The 17,986-nt window shown below is 35.9% G+C and carries 8 protein-coding genes; 4 read left to right on the top strand and 4 right to left on the bottom strand.

The annotated features are described in order from the left end of the window. Positions 1 to 24: 24 nt before the first annotated feature. The 3 genes from HX004_RS13100 to trmD form a co-directional block, all read right to left on the bottom strand. A complete protein-coding gene (locus HX004_RS13100) occupies positions 25 to 3,573 on the bottom strand; it encodes an MBG domain-containing protein (protein WP_286443037.1) in 3,549 nt (1,182 codons plus the stop codon). A 285-nt stretch (positions 3,574 to 3,858) separates the two neighbouring features. Next, positions 3,859 to 4,209: a 50S ribosomal protein L19 gene (gene rplS / locus HX004_RS13095; protein ID WP_002987216.1), complete on the bottom strand. Its 351-nt coding sequence runs from the start codon at positions 4,207 to 4,209 to the stop codon at positions 3,859 to 3,861. Positions 4,210 to 4,424: 215 nt separating this feature from the next. Beyond that, entirely contained in the window at positions 4,425 to 5,111 is a 687-nt protein-coding gene (trmD, locus tag HX004_RS13090; RefSeq protein ID WP_286443036.1) for a tRNA (guanosine(37)-N1)-methyltransferase TrmD, read from the bottom strand. 178 nt (positions 5,112 to 5,289) lie between these two features. Between trmD and HX004_RS13085 the strand changes: the two genes are divergently transcribed. Genes HX004_RS13085 through HX004_RS13075 form a run of 3 tightly spaced genes read left to right on the top strand, consistent with a single transcriptional unit; the run spans position 5,290 to position 8,397 of the window. Further along, positions 5,290 to 6,456: an MFS transporter gene (locus HX004_RS13085; protein ID WP_286443095.1), complete on the top strand. Its 1,167-nt coding sequence runs from the start codon at positions 5,290 to 5,292 to the stop codon at positions 6,454 to 6,456. A 13-nt stretch (positions 6,457 to 6,469) separates the two neighbouring features. Further along, positions 6,470 to 7,402 (top strand): peptidylprolyl isomerase, encoded by a 933-nt coding sequence (locus tag HX004_RS13080; protein WP_286443035.1) that lies wholly within the window; start codon positions 6,470 to 6,472, stop codon positions 7,400 to 7,402. 59 nt (positions 7,403 to 7,461) lie between these two features. Then, a complete protein-coding gene (locus tag HX004_RS13075; RefSeq protein ID WP_286443034.1) occupies positions 7,462 to 8,397 on the top strand; it encodes a pyridoxal-phosphate dependent enzyme in 936 nt (311 codons plus the stop codon). A gap of 36 nt (positions 8,398 to 8,433) precedes the next feature. Here HX004_RS13075 and HX004_RS13070 read toward each other — a convergent pair whose 3' ends face one another. Beyond that, on the bottom strand, positions 8,434 to 10,131 hold the full coding sequence (locus HX004_RS13070; protein WP_286443033.1) for a tetratricopeptide repeat protein: 1,698 nt from the start codon (positions 10,129 to 10,131) through the stop codon (positions 8,434 to 8,436). Between the two features lie 204 nt (positions 10,132 to 10,335). Here HX004_RS13070 and HX004_RS13065 point away from each other — a divergent pair, with 204 nt between their 5' ends. Then, positions 10,336 to 17,961: an MBG domain-containing protein gene (locus HX004_RS13065; protein WP_286443032.1), complete on the top strand. Its 7,626-nt coding sequence runs from the start codon at positions 10,336 to 10,338 to the stop codon at positions 17,959 to 17,961. The last annotated feature ends 25 nt before the right edge of the window (positions 17,962 to 17,986 follow it).

Raw genomic sequence — 17,986 nt, 5'->3', positions numbered from 1 at the left:
GACCATTATTGAAGTTGTTTTTTATTATTCTTTTACAATGAACTGAACGGATTGGTGTTTGCCTTCTGATTTCAATATTAAGAAATAAGATCCAGAAGCAATAGTATCGGGAAGATTTATTTCTTTTTTCTCTTCAGTAAATACACCCTGATGGATCAGTTGACCAATTACATTGTAAATGGTATAGCTATTGTCATAGGTTATCTCATCGTCAAAATGCACTTGTAATGTTTGATTTTTCGATACAGGATTTGGATGAACGGTTAATTTTTGTTTTTTATTTAAAATGATTTCAATTGGACATGTGGTGACTTTAGTCCCGTTTGCCAAGGTTAATACCGCATGATAGATTGAGGATGGATCTAATTTCATACCGTATTCATACCCAGCAGAATAAGCTTGCTGTGTGCCAATTAATTTATTGTTTTTATACCATTCATATTTGATGAATTTATATCCTCCATTTGTATTGGAATTGTTATTTACTAATAATACGTTTTCGTATTTCTGATAAACAATGTTTTTCGTAGGAAAGCGCTTATCGAGGTAAACATAGTACTTCGTACTTTTTGTACCATCTTCTGAAAATACCTCAAACTCTTGTTTGTGGATACCATACTTGCTGACATCTACTAGAACGTGATTACTTGGTTTTACCGTCATTCCCTCATTAACAAGAACTTCTAACGACACTGTGTTTTTATTTGGATCACAATCTAACAGAATATAGGTTTCTTTCTGTATTCTGCCATAGGAAACACCATCAACAAGTAAATCCAAGACGTCTGTAGCGTTACTTTTGATAATTAGCGTTCTCGTTACAGGTGTTGCAGGTTGATAGTTTTCATTTCCATCTTGATAAGCGGTTATTTTTACTGTTCCTACTCGTAAAGGCGTGATTAATCCTGTTTCTGTCATTGTTATAATATTCGATGTACTGCTATAAGTTATTTCATAGCGAACAGGAAGACCCGAACTAGCAGTAGCATTTAATTGTAAAGAAGGGGTATCTTCAATGTAGATAATATCTAGTTCTTCAAAATCAATGGTCTGTGAGGCTTTTACGATTGTCAGTTCAGCTTCTAATTCGAGTATTTCATAATTTGGACCAAAATTGATAATGGCTTTTACGGTGTAAACACCAACTTCTGTCTGATCGTTATTGATATAGGTAATCACCGCATTGGGAGGAATACTTCCCGTTACAGCTAAACTTTTGATTGTTCCGTCATAGACGAAAGTTCGAGGTAAGAATTGAATATCTTCTATCCCTTCAAATTCTGCCTTTCTAATTTCAAAATCTGCGGAAGTAAAGTCTGTCAGGTAATAGTTTGGTCCCCCAATTAAGGTACCGATAGTAATGGGGTAGAAACCAAGGTCTTCTCCCTCTTCTCTACCTAAACGACCTCGTGTAGCTTGGAAGTTTGTGTCATTAAACTGAAGCCCCACGCCTATGAATGATAGAATAGGGTCTGCACTACCATAGTATTTGTAGTGATTAGGATTAGCTATGATGGCAAGAGGAGCGGGTTTAATTTCAAATTGATCTCCTATAATGTTCAAGGAATAGTTTGGAGAGGACATCGAAAAAGAAACCACGCGGTAATAATAAAATCCAACATCTTCTCCACCTATTGTACCTAGTACTACTTCGCGAATTAAATCAATAGTATCATCAAATTTGAATCCCACAATTGAGTCATAGGTTATAATTGGAAAAGGTTGTCCATAAGTTTTCCATTGACCAGGAGTTGGATAAAGGTCTAACTGTGCTGGAGCAATCTCGAAGTTAGTCGTAATAAAATGAACGATATAGTTGTTAGAGTTAACAGTTAAATCATTTTGATGAATAGCATAAAACCCTACATTTTCACCTGGATCACGTAATAATTGACCTGTAATTATAGCGCTAGTATCACCATTTTTTAGTCCATTAACTTGGTAACTAAATGGTGGATCATCAAAACCATAATTTTTTGCATTTATACCATAAAATACGTTAGCAGCATTTAACTTGATATACAAATCACTACGTACAATAGTTAAGGTATTGTCGATAAAAATAATAGTATAATTGGAATTGCGTAAACTACCTTGTAAAAATCGATATATACCTACGTCTTCCCCTAGTTCTCTTGTAATATTTCCTGTTAAAGAACTTATTGTATCAGAAAATTTAAAACCTTCGGCAGTATAACTGTATTGCGGTTCTCTATCTCCATAAATTTTTGTTTGTGCATCTACTGTTATGATTAAAGGAGCTGGTGTTATACTAAACTTGGTGGGTACAAGATCAAAAATATAATTAGGCACTGGGGTAAGTGATCCTAATGTAATATCATACAGGCCTACGTTTTCACCAGGTAAACGATAAAGACTTCCACGAAGAGGAACTATATCTTCTGGGTTAATAAATCCTGTAATTGTATAGGTTAAAACAGGGTCAGCTTCTCCATATACTTTCGTTAGTGCATCAGGAATGATTGTTAATTTAGCAGGTTTTACTTGTACTTTTAGAGCTAAACGCTCGCTTTCACAACCGTTAGGGCTTCTCTGACTTACCCAATACGAAAAAGTTTGAACAGCATTAGTTGGAATTATTGGAGTAGTGGTAGTCCCTTGACCTCCTGTATGACTTGTATACCATACTAATACATTATTGGCTTCTATTCCAATATTGAAAGGCGTAGAAGAATCTCCATAGGTAAATGAAATTAAATTACTATCAACATTTGGTATAGGAATACTTTCTAGTCGAACGGTTACAGCTGTTCTTGTTGTACTTTCGCAGTTTTGAACGGTTTGGGATGCATAATAAGTTTTATTGTTAAGTAGTAAGGTTGACGTTGCTAAAGGCGTGTTATCTTGCGGTGTGTTATACCATTTGATTGAACTTCCTGTTACTTCTAAGTCTGAAATTGTCGAACGACTTCCAGAACAAAAGTATTGCTCCGCTTCAGCAGTTGGAGCTGCTGTATTTATTGTGGTAACAGTTATGGGAATCCTTGTTGATTCACATCCAGTGATCAAGTGATAACTAGAGGTGTAATAAGTAGTTCCACTAACTACTAGTGTATTGGCTGCTAAAGGTGTTGTTGAGGTTGCTGTAGAATACCAACGGGGCACATAGCCAATTTCTGTAGCGATTGGTATAGACGATAAGGTGGATGCTTGACATACTGTTTGCCTCTCATTTGTACTTGGAGGAATCGGAGTTAGAATAACTATTTCTATAGCATGCCGTTCTACTTTACAATCTCCGTTAATAAATTCTACGTAGTACGTTCCTGATTGATTGATTGTCGATATTTCAGTTGTGCTTGTTGGTGAGGCATACCATTTTGGTTGTCCACTACAATTGGACCGAAGTCGAATGGCTGTAACAGTGGTAGGTCCACAGAACATCGGGTTTTCAACTGTTACCTCATTTAGATCGAAAGAGGGAGTTGTTGTTTGTATTGAAGGTAATTCAAAGGTTTGGTGATAAAAAAAATAGGAAGCTTTATTGAATGGGAACACTAAGAGTGAACAACATACAAAAAGCAATCCTGTGAGCAGTGGTTTTATATTCATTACTTTGATTTTAGTTGGGTTGGTGTATAATTCTTCTTTAAGGGAATCCTGTTTTAAAATTAAGAAAAATATAACATAAATAAGTAATGAAAATATTTAAAAAAAAATAAAAAAAAAGAAATTTTATATGGATTATTTTATTTTTTAATTAAAAAAAAGGGTGAATGAAAACGATATTGAGGTTTATGATGAAATACAAGAGGTGTAAATAATGAAATAGAAGTAGTAAATAAAAAAGGGAAAGTACATTGTACTTTCCCTTTTTTATTCGTCTCAGAATTAAGATTATCCTCTTCTTTCTTTGATTTTTGCTTTTTTACCAGTAAGTTCTCTGAAGTAGAAAATACGAGCTCTACGAACTTTACCTCTTTGATTTAATTCGATTTTTTCTAAAGCAGGCATATTGATTGGGAAGATACGCTCTACACCAACGTTACCAGACATTTTACGGATAGTAAAAGTCTCAGTAGCACCTGAACCTCTTCTTTGGATAACTACTCCTTTAAAGAACTGTGTTCTTTTTTTGTCACCCTCTTTAATTTCGTAGTACACAGTGATTGTGTCTCCAGCTTTAAATGCTGGGAAGTCTTTTTTTGCAACTAATTCGTCTTGAACGAATTTCATTAAATCTGCCATTTCTGAAAAAAATAATTAATTAATTTAAACCAACATACACGGACCTCGCCAGAGGTTAGTTTAAAGCGAGTGCAAATATATGAAAAACCAATAAAATAATCCTAATTTTTTGGGCTAAATAATTGGAATATTGTTTATTACTAAATGAGAGAAACACAAAAAAAGCTTTGACTACCAAAATGAGACAAAACTAATTCAAAATGAGAGTCTTAGTTTTATTTATTTTTTTCTTCTAAAAGATCGGGTCTTCTTGTTTTAGTGTGTTCATAAGCCATGTCCTCTCTCCATTTGTCAATAGCAGCGAAATTACCACTTAGCAACACATCCGGAACTTTCCATCCTTTGTATTCAGAAGGTCTAGTATAAATAGGAGGAGCAAGTAAATTATCTTGAAAACTATCTGTTAAAGCTGAAGTTTCATCATTTAATACTCCAGGGATTAAGCGAATTAGAGCATCACATAGAATAACAGCTCCTAGTTCTCCACCCGATAATACGTAATCACCTATGGAAATTTCTTTCGTAATAAAATGGTCGCGTACACGTTGATCTACTCCTTTGTAATGCCCACATAAAATGATGATATTTTTTAACAAGGACATACTATTGGCCATGGATTGATTTAAGGTCTCTCCATCGGGAGACATATAAATAATCTCATCGTACTCGCGCTCTTCTTTTAATTTACTGATACAGCGATCAATTGGTTCAATGCTCATAACCATTCCAGCGCCACCTCCAAATTGATAATCGTCCACATTTTTGTGCTTATTGGTACTGTAATCACGTAAATTGTGGAAGTGTACTTCTACTAGTCCTTTGGCAATTGCTCGTTTTAAAATAGAAGCTTGAAAAGGACTTTCAATTAATTCGGGAACAACAGAAATGATGTCTATACGCATGGGTTCTAAATTTGTACAAAGGTACAATCCTATTTTGTACAATCCAATGCTTATCTCTGGATCAATCCAAGATCAAGGTGAATTTTTTACTCCAGACGAATGTGGTTTATCATTTATTTCTTGTAGAAATCATTTCTTTATTTGGATGGAAATAAAGGAGATGTTTACTTTTGTATTCATGAGTTTATCTAGAGCAAATGTATTGTTTATGGCTGCAGTTACAGGGTTAATTGTTGCTAATTTATATTATTGTCAACCCCTAATCCCCTTGATTGCCGATGAGTTTGGCGTGTCTGAAGCTTCGGCAGGGACATTGACATACCTCACTCAAGCGGGGTATGCAATAGGCATGTTTTTGATGATTCCTTTGGGTGATCGATTGGAGCGAAAAAAACAAATCACTATAACGACTATTTGTGCGATTATTGCTTTGGGGTTAACGGCAAGTGTGACGAATTTCTTTTGGCTACAAGTCATTAGTTTTATGTTGGGAGCGACTTCCATTATCCCTCAGTTGGTTCTGCCCATGGCAGCTAGTTTGGCGGGGGAAGAACAGAGAGGAAAAGTAATTGGAACAGTGGTGAGTGGTTTGTTAATTGGAATTTTATTTTCTCGTACTTTAAGTGGTTTTGTTGGCATATGGCTAGGGTGGAGAGGCATGTTTTGGATTGCAACTGCTATTTGTGTGCTACTTGTTGTGTTAATTCAATTCAGACTTCCTGTTAATAAACCTACCTATCAAGGAACAATTTCCAGTTTATATCGTTCGCTTTTTGTCTTAATTAAAGAACAACCTGTGCTCCGAGAAGCTACTTGGATTACGAGTTTGGCGTTTGCCCAATTTGGTGCTTTTTGGACGACAATGGTTTTATTGTTGCACAATCAGCCCTTTGGTTATGATAGTGCTTTAATTGGTTCTTTTGGATTGATTGGCGCTTGTGGCGCTTTTGCTGCCCCATTAGTTGGGAAAATTGGAGGAGCAGGTGGGGCTCAAAAATTAATTTTATATGGCATAAGTATGACATTTTTGAGTTTTGTTATTTTTGCACTATCTGCCACTTCTATTGTAGGAATTATTATCGGAATAGTCCTGATTGATTTGGGATTACAGACGATTCACGTATCCAATCAAACGCGTATTTATTCCTTGTTGCCTGAAGCACGCAATCGACTGAATACTGTCTATATGTCATTTAGTTTTCTCGGAACTGCTTTTGGCTCGGCTTTTGGTTTATATTTGTGGAAGTATTTTGGATGGGTAGGTGTCTGTGTAGGTGGCATGGCTTTGGCCTTTTTGTCACTCGTAATATACCTGCGTACCAATAAAAAGAATAGTAAAAATTAATAACATAAGAAGAATGGAAAACGGTATTTACGCAAAATTTAATACGTCAAAAGGCGAAATTTTAGTTAAACTAACTGAAGATAAAACACCTGGAACGGTAGGTAACTTTGTTGCATTAGCAGAAGGGAAATTAGAAAATTCAGCACGTCCACAAGGAAAACCTTACTATGATGGATTAAAGTTTCATAGAGTTATACCCGATTTTATGATTCAAGGTGGATGTCCTCAAGGAATTGGATCAGGTGGACCAGGTTACACATTTGATGATGAATTCGATGCTAGCTTGAAACACGACGGACCAGGAGTATTGTCTATGGCAAACGCAGGACCAGGCACAAATGGATCTCAATTCTTTATCACCCACGTAGCTACACCATGGTTAGACGGGAAACACACTGTTTTTGGTCACGTTGTTAAAGGACAAGATGTTGTTGACGCCATTGCACAAGATGATTTACTTGAGTCTATTGAAATTGTAAGAGAAGGTGAAGTAGCGCAAAAATGGAATGCAGTAGAAGCGTTTAGAACGTTTGAAGGAGCAAGAGAAAAAAGAATTGTTGAGCAGAAAAAAGCGGCAGAAGAAGCTTTAGAAAAAGTAGCTGCTGGTTTTGAACGTACAGAAAGCGGATTGCGTTACCAAATGATTGTAAATGGATCAGGTAAACAAGCTGAAAAAGGAAAAACAGTAGCGGTTCACTATAAAGGAGCGCTAGATAATGGAATGGAGTTTGACAACTCATACAAACGCAAAAAACCAATCGAGTTTCCTTTGGGAATGGGACATGTAATTGAAGGATGGGACGAAGGTATTGCTTTGTTAAAAGTGGGAGATAAAGCGCGTTTTGTTATTCCTCCTTACTTAGGATACGGAGAAAGAGGTGCAGGTGGAGTTATTCCTCCAAATGCAATTCTAGTATTTGACGTAGAATTAATGGACGTGAAGTAATAAAAAATAGGCTCCCAAACTGATGAGGTTTGGGAGTTTTTTATCTAATGTAATTCTTTATGAAAGAGAAAATCAATACGTGTTACGAAAAAATTAAGCCTTATGTTCATCATACACCCATTATGGAATCTGGGCATATAGAGAATTTTTTAGGAAGTGATTTGTATTTTAAATGCGAAAACTTTCAACGCGCTGGGGCTTTTAAAATGAGAGGGGCAACGAATGCAATATTGCATTTAACTACAGAGCAAAAAGAAAAAGGAGTAGTGACACATTCGTCTGGGAATTTTGCGCAAGCACTTGCTTTAGCAGCTCGTACGTTTGGAGTGAAATGTTATATTGTTATGCCCTTTAACGCACCGAATGTGAAAAAAGATGCTGTGGTGATGTATGGTGGAGAAATTGTTGAATGTGCACCGACGATGGAGTCTAGAGAACGGGTGTGTAATCAAGTGATTGAAGAAACAGGGGCGACATTTATTCATCCTTCGAATGAAATCAACGTAATTATTGGAAACAGCACGACTGCTAAGGAGTTGTTAGAAACAGAACCTGATTTAGATGCATTAATAGTTCCAGTTGGTGGTGGAGGTCTCTTGGCAGGAACAATTTTGGCTGCTCAAGCTTTTGGAAAGCAAGGAATTGAAGTCTATGCAGGAGAACCCTACGAAGTAGATGATGCCTTTCGCTCTTTAGAAAGTGGTAAAATTGAGTCTAATCTATCGGTTGATACCATTGCAGATGGTTTGCGTACTCAATTGGGAGATGTTAATTTCCCAATTATTCAAGAAGGAGTAAAAGCAATTATTCGCGTTCGCGAAAATGAAATTATCAGCGCCATGCGATTAATTTGGCAGCGTATGAAAATAATTGTAGAGCCTAGTAGTGCCGTAGCTTTGGCTGTTTTGATTAAAGAACGCCCTTTGTTTGAAGGCAAAAAAGTAGGAATTATTTTATCTGGAGGAAATGTCGATTTAGATAATTTACCCTTTTAAAAGGTTTAGTTTTAGGCTAAACCTTTTTTTATTGCATCAATCGAACAATTGTTGGTAGGTATCACTGTACTTTTTCTTTAAACGCTGTTTCGTCTTTTTTACCGCATCTATGGTAATTCCTAAAATATTAGCCGTTTCCTGATTGGTCAAATTTAAACGCTGTAGTAAAATAACACGTAAATTTGAATCCGTTAAATCTGGAAATGCCTTCATTAAATTTGCATAATATTCGGGTTGTTCTGTTTGAAAGGTTTTTTTAAAGACCAACCAACTTTCATCCGTCATCAAGTGAGAAGAAATGGTTTGTTCCAGTTTCATTCGTTCTGCTTGTGACTTTACACTCGTGGAATCTTTAATTTTATTTAATTCAACCTCTAGAATGTTGATTTGTTTGGTCTTTTCAGCTAAGTATTCTTTATAGGAATCTAATGAGTGATTGGTATCCTGCCATCTTTTTTCTGATTCAGCCATTTCTTGCTCAATCTTTTGAATATTTGATTCATACATAGATGCCTGTTTAGATAATTGTTTGCGATATACTTTATATACAAATATCAAGACACAGACAAGGGAAAAAGATAAAGAAATAAAAAGCAAGCGTTGGTAGTTGATTTTTTCATAGTGATAACGCTGTGATTCCAACTGCAGGTTGATGAGTTCTATCTCGGCGTCCCAATTGATTTGATCAATAGCTTTTTGCCCTTCTGTTTCACTAATATACTCATTAAGTGTAGTAAGGTTTCTTCTGTAAAGCAGTTCGCGTTTTTCATCTTTTTCTGCAATTGAAACCTCCAAAAGCAATTTCATGATGTCGTATTCAAAACCTTTGACATAGTTTAAGGTTTGTGTATAAGAAAAAGCTTCTAATGCTGTTTTTTTTGTGTTTTCAACATCGTTTTTATCCCAATACACTTGGGCAAGCGATAATAAAGCGAACATGGTATTCTTTTTGTCATCTACTTTTTTGGAAAGTGCAATATCTTCTTCTAGATAACTAATCGCTTTTTCCCAATTTTGTTTATTGTTTTCTATTACAGCTAAATCACCTAGTATTTTGGCATAACGCAAAAAATCTCCTTGACTTTCCGCTAGGTTTTTAGCTTGTATTAAATAAGGATAAGCTAAAGCTTCTTGCTTGTCTTTAATAGCAAAATTGCCTATAGCATTTAAAAGACTTGTATAATTGATGTTGTCTTTAGAGGTGAATTGAAGTGCTTTGGTTAGATAAGTAATTCCTTGTTTGTATTTTCCGATAGTGCCATAGAAGTAACCAATCTTTCGATAGATATCTGTTGGTTGAATCGTTATTTCTTCTGGATGATGATCCAAGACGTAGGCCACCTCACTATAGTAATTAGCTGCTTCTATGTAGTGATTATACGTATAATAGTAAAAGCCAATTTGGGTATTAAACCAATGGGTTAGATTCGGAAAATTTAGATTTTTTATTTGTACTTCTACTTCCTTCAACAAAAGGGTTGTCTGTTCGTTAAAAGCACCTAGTTCTTCTGCTTTAATTTGCGCTTTTTTAACTTTTGAAATGATGTTGAGAATATCCTTATTTAGTGGATGTTCACCAGATGATTGGGTGTGGACAATCTCCTCAAGCTTAATTACATCTTCTACTTTGTGTAATTCGGTAAGCAATTGATTGATATGGATAGAGGTGTTTTCTCTCGTATTGCTACAAGAATACAAGCATAATATAATAAGAAAGTATATTATTTTTTTCATAAATACTCTTTTTTGCGGAAGGAATAGGGAATATAGTTAAATTTTTATATGTCCACCCTTTTGTCCACCCTATTGTCCACCCCAAAGATAATGTTTTTTTAACAGAATGTTATATTTTGCTTAAGTTTTTGTATAGACACTTTATCGCTTCAAAAACAAGAAACAATTAAATCAATTATTAATCATTATTTACTCTATTAATTTATGAAGCAGAAATTACTCTTAACGTGGCTGTTCTTACTCAGCTTTTCGTTATCGATGTTCTCCCAGATCCAAATTGGCTCCGGTACATCAACTAATAATTTTATGCCCATCAATACGAATTGGGATTACAGTATCAGTCAACAAATTGTACTGAAATCAGAATATGCCAATGATGGAGGGGCAACAGGGGATATTACCAAAATAAGATGGTTTGTTACAACAAATTCAGCCAATAGTAATTTGTGGAACCAATGGGATGTTTATATTGGTCACACTAGTAAAACAAGTTTTACTGGTAGTTCCGATTGGATTGATTTAAATACAGGAACATTAGTCTACAGCGGAACGATTACTCCTGTTGATGGACAATGGATGGAAATCGTATTAACTACTCCATTTCCTTATAATGGAACAGATAACTTTTTTGTTACAGTAATTGATAAGAAGGTTGGATTTACTAGTAATTTTCCTGCATTTAGAAGCTATAATGCTCCAAATCAGGGATTATATGCCTATCAAGATGGTACGGTAATTAATACAACAAACTTAGGAGCAAATTCGAATAAAACTAGAACAAGTACAGTTCCTCAATTACAGCTAATAGGTGCTTTGAATCCATGTCAAAAACCGACGAATTTAGTTGTTTCTGGACTTACTTCAACTACTGCTACGGTAAACTGGGTGAATAATTCAGTTAGTATTCTATCACAAGAGTATGAGTTGCGTACGAATACAAATGTAGGGACTGCAACAGGAAGAGTTAGTTTTGGTTCTGTATCGAATGCGGAAGAACAAGTAGATTTGACTGCTCTGACACCTGACACACAATATTATTTCTATATCAAAACAAGTTGTGACGATGATTTTAATTCGCCTTGGGCTATGATTAACTTCAAAACCCTATGCGGAGCGGTAGATATTCCATATGTAATGACGATGGCATCCTCTTCTGTTGTGCCAAGTTGTGTTAGTGTACAAGATGTAAACAATGACGGGAGAACTTGGACAGCTTCGAGTAAACCTTCTTCATCAGGATTTGTAGATGCGAATGTAATGAAATACAATATGCATGCTACGAACGAAGCCAATGATTGGTTTTTTACACAAGGATTAAATTTAGTTGCAGGTCAGCGATATCGCATCCTATTTAAATATAGAGATGCTGGACAAGTTGAAAAATTGAGAGTAAGTTATGGTTCATTAGCAGTTAACACAGCGATGACGAATGAATTGCTAACAGTTGAAACGGGAACAACAAATGCAACAGTTAGTAGATTTATTGATTTTACACCCGCAACAAGTGGGGTATATTATATTGGTTTTCAGTCTTATTCTGATGCGAATAAGGGATCTTGGTTTTTAGGAGATGTTAAAGTGAATTTATCTCCTAGTTGTGCAGAACCTGCAGAGACTGCTCTTACAAGTGTGACAGAAAATAGTGCTGTTTTCAGATGGACGCCTTCTACTAATTTACCCGCGAATGGGTACGCCTATGAGGTTCGTACTACGGGTAATCCAGGAGATACTGCTGGATTGGTACAAAGTGGAACAACTGCTGCCGGTGTGGTAACAGCAACGGTAAACGGATTGGCAGCGAACACGGCTTATAAATTTTATGTGAAAGCGGTGTGTTCAGGGACAGATTCTAGTGCGTGGACAGAAGTACTTGATTTTAGAACAGAATGTGGCATTGCAAATCTACCTTACGTAATGGACATTAATTATGTAACTGCACCGGATGTTCCTTTCTGTTTAACGGTTCAGGATTTAAATACGGATGATAGAACATGGAGATCATATGCTAAACCATCTGGTTCTCGTTTTGTGGGGACGAAGGTAATGGGATACCCATTCCATGGTACTAACGTAGCAAATGATTGGTTTTTTACACAAGGAATTAATTTAGTGGCGGGTCAGAGTTACCGTTTGAAATTTAAATATGCAGATTCAGCTTGGGTTGAAAAATTACGTGTAAGTTATGGTAATTCAGCTGTGAATACAGCCATGACTGTAGAATTATTCACTGTAACAACAGGTACTAATAGTGAAACAGTAGAGAAAGTAATTGACTTTACACCAGCTACAAGTGGGGTATTTTATATTGGTTTTCAGGCCTATTCAGACGCGAATAAAAATATACTTTATGTAGGTGATATTGAACTTAGCACTACACCAACTTGTTTTGTACCAGAAACAATAACGGTTAATGCACTGACATTGAGTCATGAAAGTGTTACTTTTACATGGGGAATACCAGAACAAGCTCCAGCTAATGGATATGAATATGAAGTACGTACATCGGGTAATCCAGGTGAAGTAACAGGACGCGTAGCTACAGGGACTACTGCAGCAGGTGTTTTAACTGCTACTGTAAATGGTTTAGTACCAGAAACAGAATATAAGATTTATGTTCGATCTGTATGTGTAGGAAGTGATAGAAGTTTATGGACGGTAGGAAAAGTGTTTAAAACAAAATGTTTACCTCCTTTGATGACATCAAGCACAGGTGGAACTATTTGTGGTGTCGGACAAACAACATTACAAGCAGTATACAATAGTGGTATAATTAAATGGTATGAAACGCAAACAAGTACGACTGTTTTAGGAACAGGCAGTACATTTGTTACTCCTGAAGTTTCTCAAACCACTTCTTTTTGGGTTGCTGCTACTGGAGAAGACCTTGTTGAAGGTGCTTCAGGAAAAGTAAGACCTGAAGCTAGTGCAGGTGCATCAGGATTTGATAATTGGGGAATCATATTTAACGCTGTTGAAGAAATTAATTTACTATCAACAGATGTGTTTGCAAATACCAATGGAGCTACAATTAATGTGAAAGTGTTAAGTCCTACTGGAGTTGAACTCTATGCAACAGGTGTAATTAATCTTACTAATGGAGGAACAACAACACCTAATGTGATTCCATTAAATGTGGTATTACCACCAGGAAATGGTTATAAAATATTAATTAAGAGTTATTCAGGAGGTATTATTAGAGATTCAGGTGTTTCTGGATTCCCTTATCTTGATCCAAATAACATATTAAACGTAATGTCTTCGGAATGGGGCGGATCAACCACATCAAGCTATTATTATTTTTATAACTTAAAATATGAAAAAGGTTGTACAGGTGTACGTAAAGAAGTAATTGCTACAGTAAATGAAGCACCAACATTAAACTTGTCAACGAATCAGGTAGAGATTTGTAAACTTCAAACAACTAATACGATAACGATTACTGAAGGAGTAGCAAATTACGATACATATGAATGGTTACCAGCTACAGGTGTAACAGGAAATACTACTACAGGGTGGACATTTTCACCAACGGAAACCACAGAGTATGTCTTAACAGCTTCTCAATCGAATGGGAATTGTAAAATTAGAAAAACACTAAAAGTGATAGTAAACCCTATTGCTGAAATAAATGATGCGTTAAATAATGTAGAAGTATGTCCTGACGCAATAGGGACAATGGTGGCAGGAACAACTGAAGATATAGGGCTTGTTTTTGGAACAGGTACATTGAGTACAGGAACAACATCTTATCCAAATCCTTTATCTGGTTTTTATGGTGGAGTGAAAACGCAAATATTGTATACGAAGGAAGAATTAATAGCGAAAGGATTAACTGTAGGAAGTAAGATTCAAAGTCTAGCGTTTGAATTAGGTGCTTTTTCTGCTCGTGAATGTAAAGATTTTACGATTCGTATGGGACATACAACCAATACAACGATGATCGTGGCTAATTTAGCAACATCGTCAACGTTGACTACGGTTTATAGTCAATCTTTTACTCCTTCAGCTGCAGGTTATGTATCCTTTACATTAACGACACCATTTGTTTGGGATGGTACAAGTAATTTAATTATTGAAACGGTACACAATGCTGGAAATGGAGGAAATGGAGCAGGTACAACTCATCGTTATACCGCTACTACTTTTGATAGTGTTGTTTATGGGGCGATAGATAATACACCTGCACCAGGTATTCCTAGTATAGATGCAGTTACCTCTTTTGGAACAAGTGGGGTTTCTAAGAATAGACCAAATATTAAATTTGGAGTAAAAAATCCTAATTTATTTACTTGGGCTCCTTTAACTGGATTGTATACTAACCCAGAGGGAACTACCCCTTATACAGGAGACTCACAAGGAACAATATATGTGAAAGTTACGAATCCAATCGTGTATACAGTTACTGCAAAACACGAGTTTTCTTTATGTACGCTTACGAAAGAAATCTCAGTTAGTGTAGTAAATTACGGTAGTTTAGAAGTGAATCAGACTATTTTCTGTGAAACGGTAAATGTAGCTGATATTCCAGTTACAATAAGAACAGGAGCAACTACTAAATGGTATAGTTCATTGGCTAGTACTGAGGCGATAACGTCAATTACACAAACGGGTACTTACTATGTAGAAATAATTGTTGGAGATTGTCATTCTGAACGTCAACCGGTTCAAATAGAAATTATTAGACCAATTCTTCCAGTTGCAGTTGCGAATCAATCACTATGTGAGGATACGACATTAGCAGATTTAGTGGTAACAATTGCTAATCGTTATGAAAGAAAATGGTATGCTTCTGAAACAGCAACGGAAGTTTTACCAGAAACAACGGTATTAACTAATGGTACTACTTATTATGTAGCTAGTCATTTCCCTCAAGTAGGATGTGAATCAGGTAGAGTAGCAGTAACCGTTCATTTATCACGTACTGCAGCTCCAGTGGCTCCAGCAGAACAAAAATTCTGTTTAATTAATCAGCCAACGATTGCTAGTTTATCGGTAGAAGGAACCGCAGTTAAATGGTATAACGCTCCTGTAGGAGGAACGGTGTACGCAAGTACAACACCATTACAAGATGGAAATACTTATTATGCTTCACAAAAATTAAACAACTGTGAAAGCGAAGTTAGAACAGCAGTAGAAGTTGTAGTTGAAGATATATTGGCAGCACCAACTGTTGCTACAACAGATATTTATTATCAGTATGGTGATTCTGCAGTTGCTCTTGAGGCTTCATTGACAACAGGAGATGAGCTAGTATGGTATATAGGCGATGCAACTACAGGAACTACAACTGCACCAACACCTTTAACAAATGCGATTGGAACAACAACGTATTGGGTGAGCCAACGCATTATTAATGGATGTGAAAGTGCAAGAACAGAAGTTAAGGTACATGTAACAGCTGCTGTATTAACTGTTGTTGCTCATGACAAAACAAAAGTATATGGACCAACAGATCCAGCCTTGACATATACGGTAACTGGTTTTAAATTAGCAGATGATGCAAGTGTATTAACAGGAAGATTAACTAGAGTAGTAGGTGAAAATGTTGGAGAGTATGCAATCAATATTGGTAGTTTAAGAGCTGCTAATTATACGTTCGATTTTACTCCTGCAACGTTTACAATTACGCCAGCACCATTACGTGTGAAAGCTAATTCATTGACGAAAGTATACGGACAAGTTGATCCTACCTTATCGTTTGTAGGAGAAGGATATAAATTTAACGATGGTAATCAGTCATTACTAGGTACTTTAGTAAGAGAAGTAGGAGAGAATATAGGTACGTATGCAATTACACAAGGTACTTTAAACTCTACAAACTATACGATTGCTTTTACAGGAGATATGTTTACAATTACACCTGCCGAGTTGAAAATTACGTATACAGATCAAACGAAAGTGTATGGAGAGGCTGATCCTGCTTTGAATTACCAAGTAGAAGGATTAGCTAACGGTGATACGAATGCTGTTATTACAGGAGCATTAACACGTCAGTCAGGAGAGAATGTAGGAGTATATACGTATCAACAAGGTACTATTGCAACGACAACAAACTATGAATTACAATTTGAATTAGGTAGTTTGACAATTACGCCAGCTAATTTGATGATTCTGCCTGTAAGCGGTCAACATAAAATTTACGGACAAGATGATTCAGTATTAAACTATACAGCAACTGGATTTAAATTTACGGATACAACGGCTGTGATTAGTGGTTTATTAGGAAGAGTAGAAGGAGAGAATGTACGTTTATATCGTTATACTTTAGGTACATTAACTTCACTTCACAATAACTATGTGTTTGTTGTGGATGCAGCAAGTACGTTTGAGATTAAACCAGCACCATTAAATGTTATTGTTGATGCCAATCAACGCAAAATATTTGGAGCTGCAGATCCAATCTTCACTTATACGCTTCAAGGATTGCAGTTTAATGATAGAAATGTGAATGCAATCGGAGGAAATTTAGGTAGAGTAGCGGGTGAGGCTGTAGGAATTTATGCGATCAATCAAGGCACACTTGCAGCAAGAACAAATTACTATATTGATTCATTCACTCCTTCAACATTTGAAATTGTTAGAAATCAAGTGGGGAATGTCACACTACCTTCTAAAACATTTACTTATGATGGTACGGTGAAAAGTTTAGCTATTACTGGAGATTTATCACCAAATGCAACAGTAACTTATGTCAATAATAACCAAACAGAAGTAGGTGTTTACAGCGTAAAAGCAATTATTGATTATGGTCCAAATTTTGAAACGAAAGAACTTGTAGCGCTATTGACTATCGTGAAAGCAGAACAAGTAATTACTTTCGATGAGTTGAGTGTTGTAATTCTAGACGAAACAACTTCATTCCAATTAGAAGCTAGAGCAAGTTCTAGATTGCCAATTCGCTATGAAGTAACTTTTGAAGATGAACCAATATTGACGTTGACACCTTCAGGATTAGTAACGCCTTTACAAGTAGGTATTGCAACTATTACAGCGTATCAAGATGGGAATGCAAATTATCTACCTGCTATGCCTGTGTCAAGAAAACTAATCATTAAGAGTAATGGAACAGAAATATCAGAATTAATTGTAGATGGTGTTTCTTATGGCAAAATACAAGAGGAAACCTATGTTGTTTTAGATTGTACTACAAGCACAAATAAGGTAACATTAGATGTGATTGTGCCAACAGGTACAACAGTAAAACCAGGGAAGCGTATTGTAGTTGATGTTCCTACCTATGGTTTACATAAACAGGAAATTGAAGTGATTTCCGAGGATGGTACGAAGAGCAAAATTTATACTGTAATTATCGATAAACGTTTAACTACGGAGAATGTAATTTATCAGAAATACGAAAATGTATTATTGGTGAACAATGATCCAACAACAAACGGAGGGTATAACTTTGTGAAATTTGAATGGTATAAAAATGACGAATTGATTGGTACACAACAAGCATATTCTGCAGGAAATGAATATGGTATGAAGTTAGATCCTACTGCAAGCTATTATGCGGTTCTTACTTTGAAAAATGGAACTAAGCTTACGACTTGTCCAATCGAGTTAGGATTTGAATCGGCAGAACAATTGCAAGTTTATCCAAACCCAGTTCGCAAAACAGAGACGTTAAACATTGTATTAGATTCTAAAACAGATTATGAAAACTCTTACTTTATTTATAATGTATTAGGACAAGTAGTCGGTAAAGGATCGTTTAACGGCAATAGAAAAGAAGTGAATTTACCAACTACAATGACTACGGGTTCTTATTTCTTAGTATTGAAATCAGAAGGCAAACACCGCTCTGTTCAATTTATTGTAAGAGAATAGTAGGATAAAGTAGGTTTATTAATTT

The sequence above is a fragment of the Myroides sp. 1354 genome, assembly GCF_030324495.1.
Classification (GTDB): Bacteria; Bacteroidota; Bacteroidia; order Flavobacteriales; family Flavobacteriaceae; genus Flavobacterium.
The sequence above is the reverse complement of the archived record's forward strand: the minus strand, read 5'-3'. Positions and strand labels throughout refer to the sequence as shown.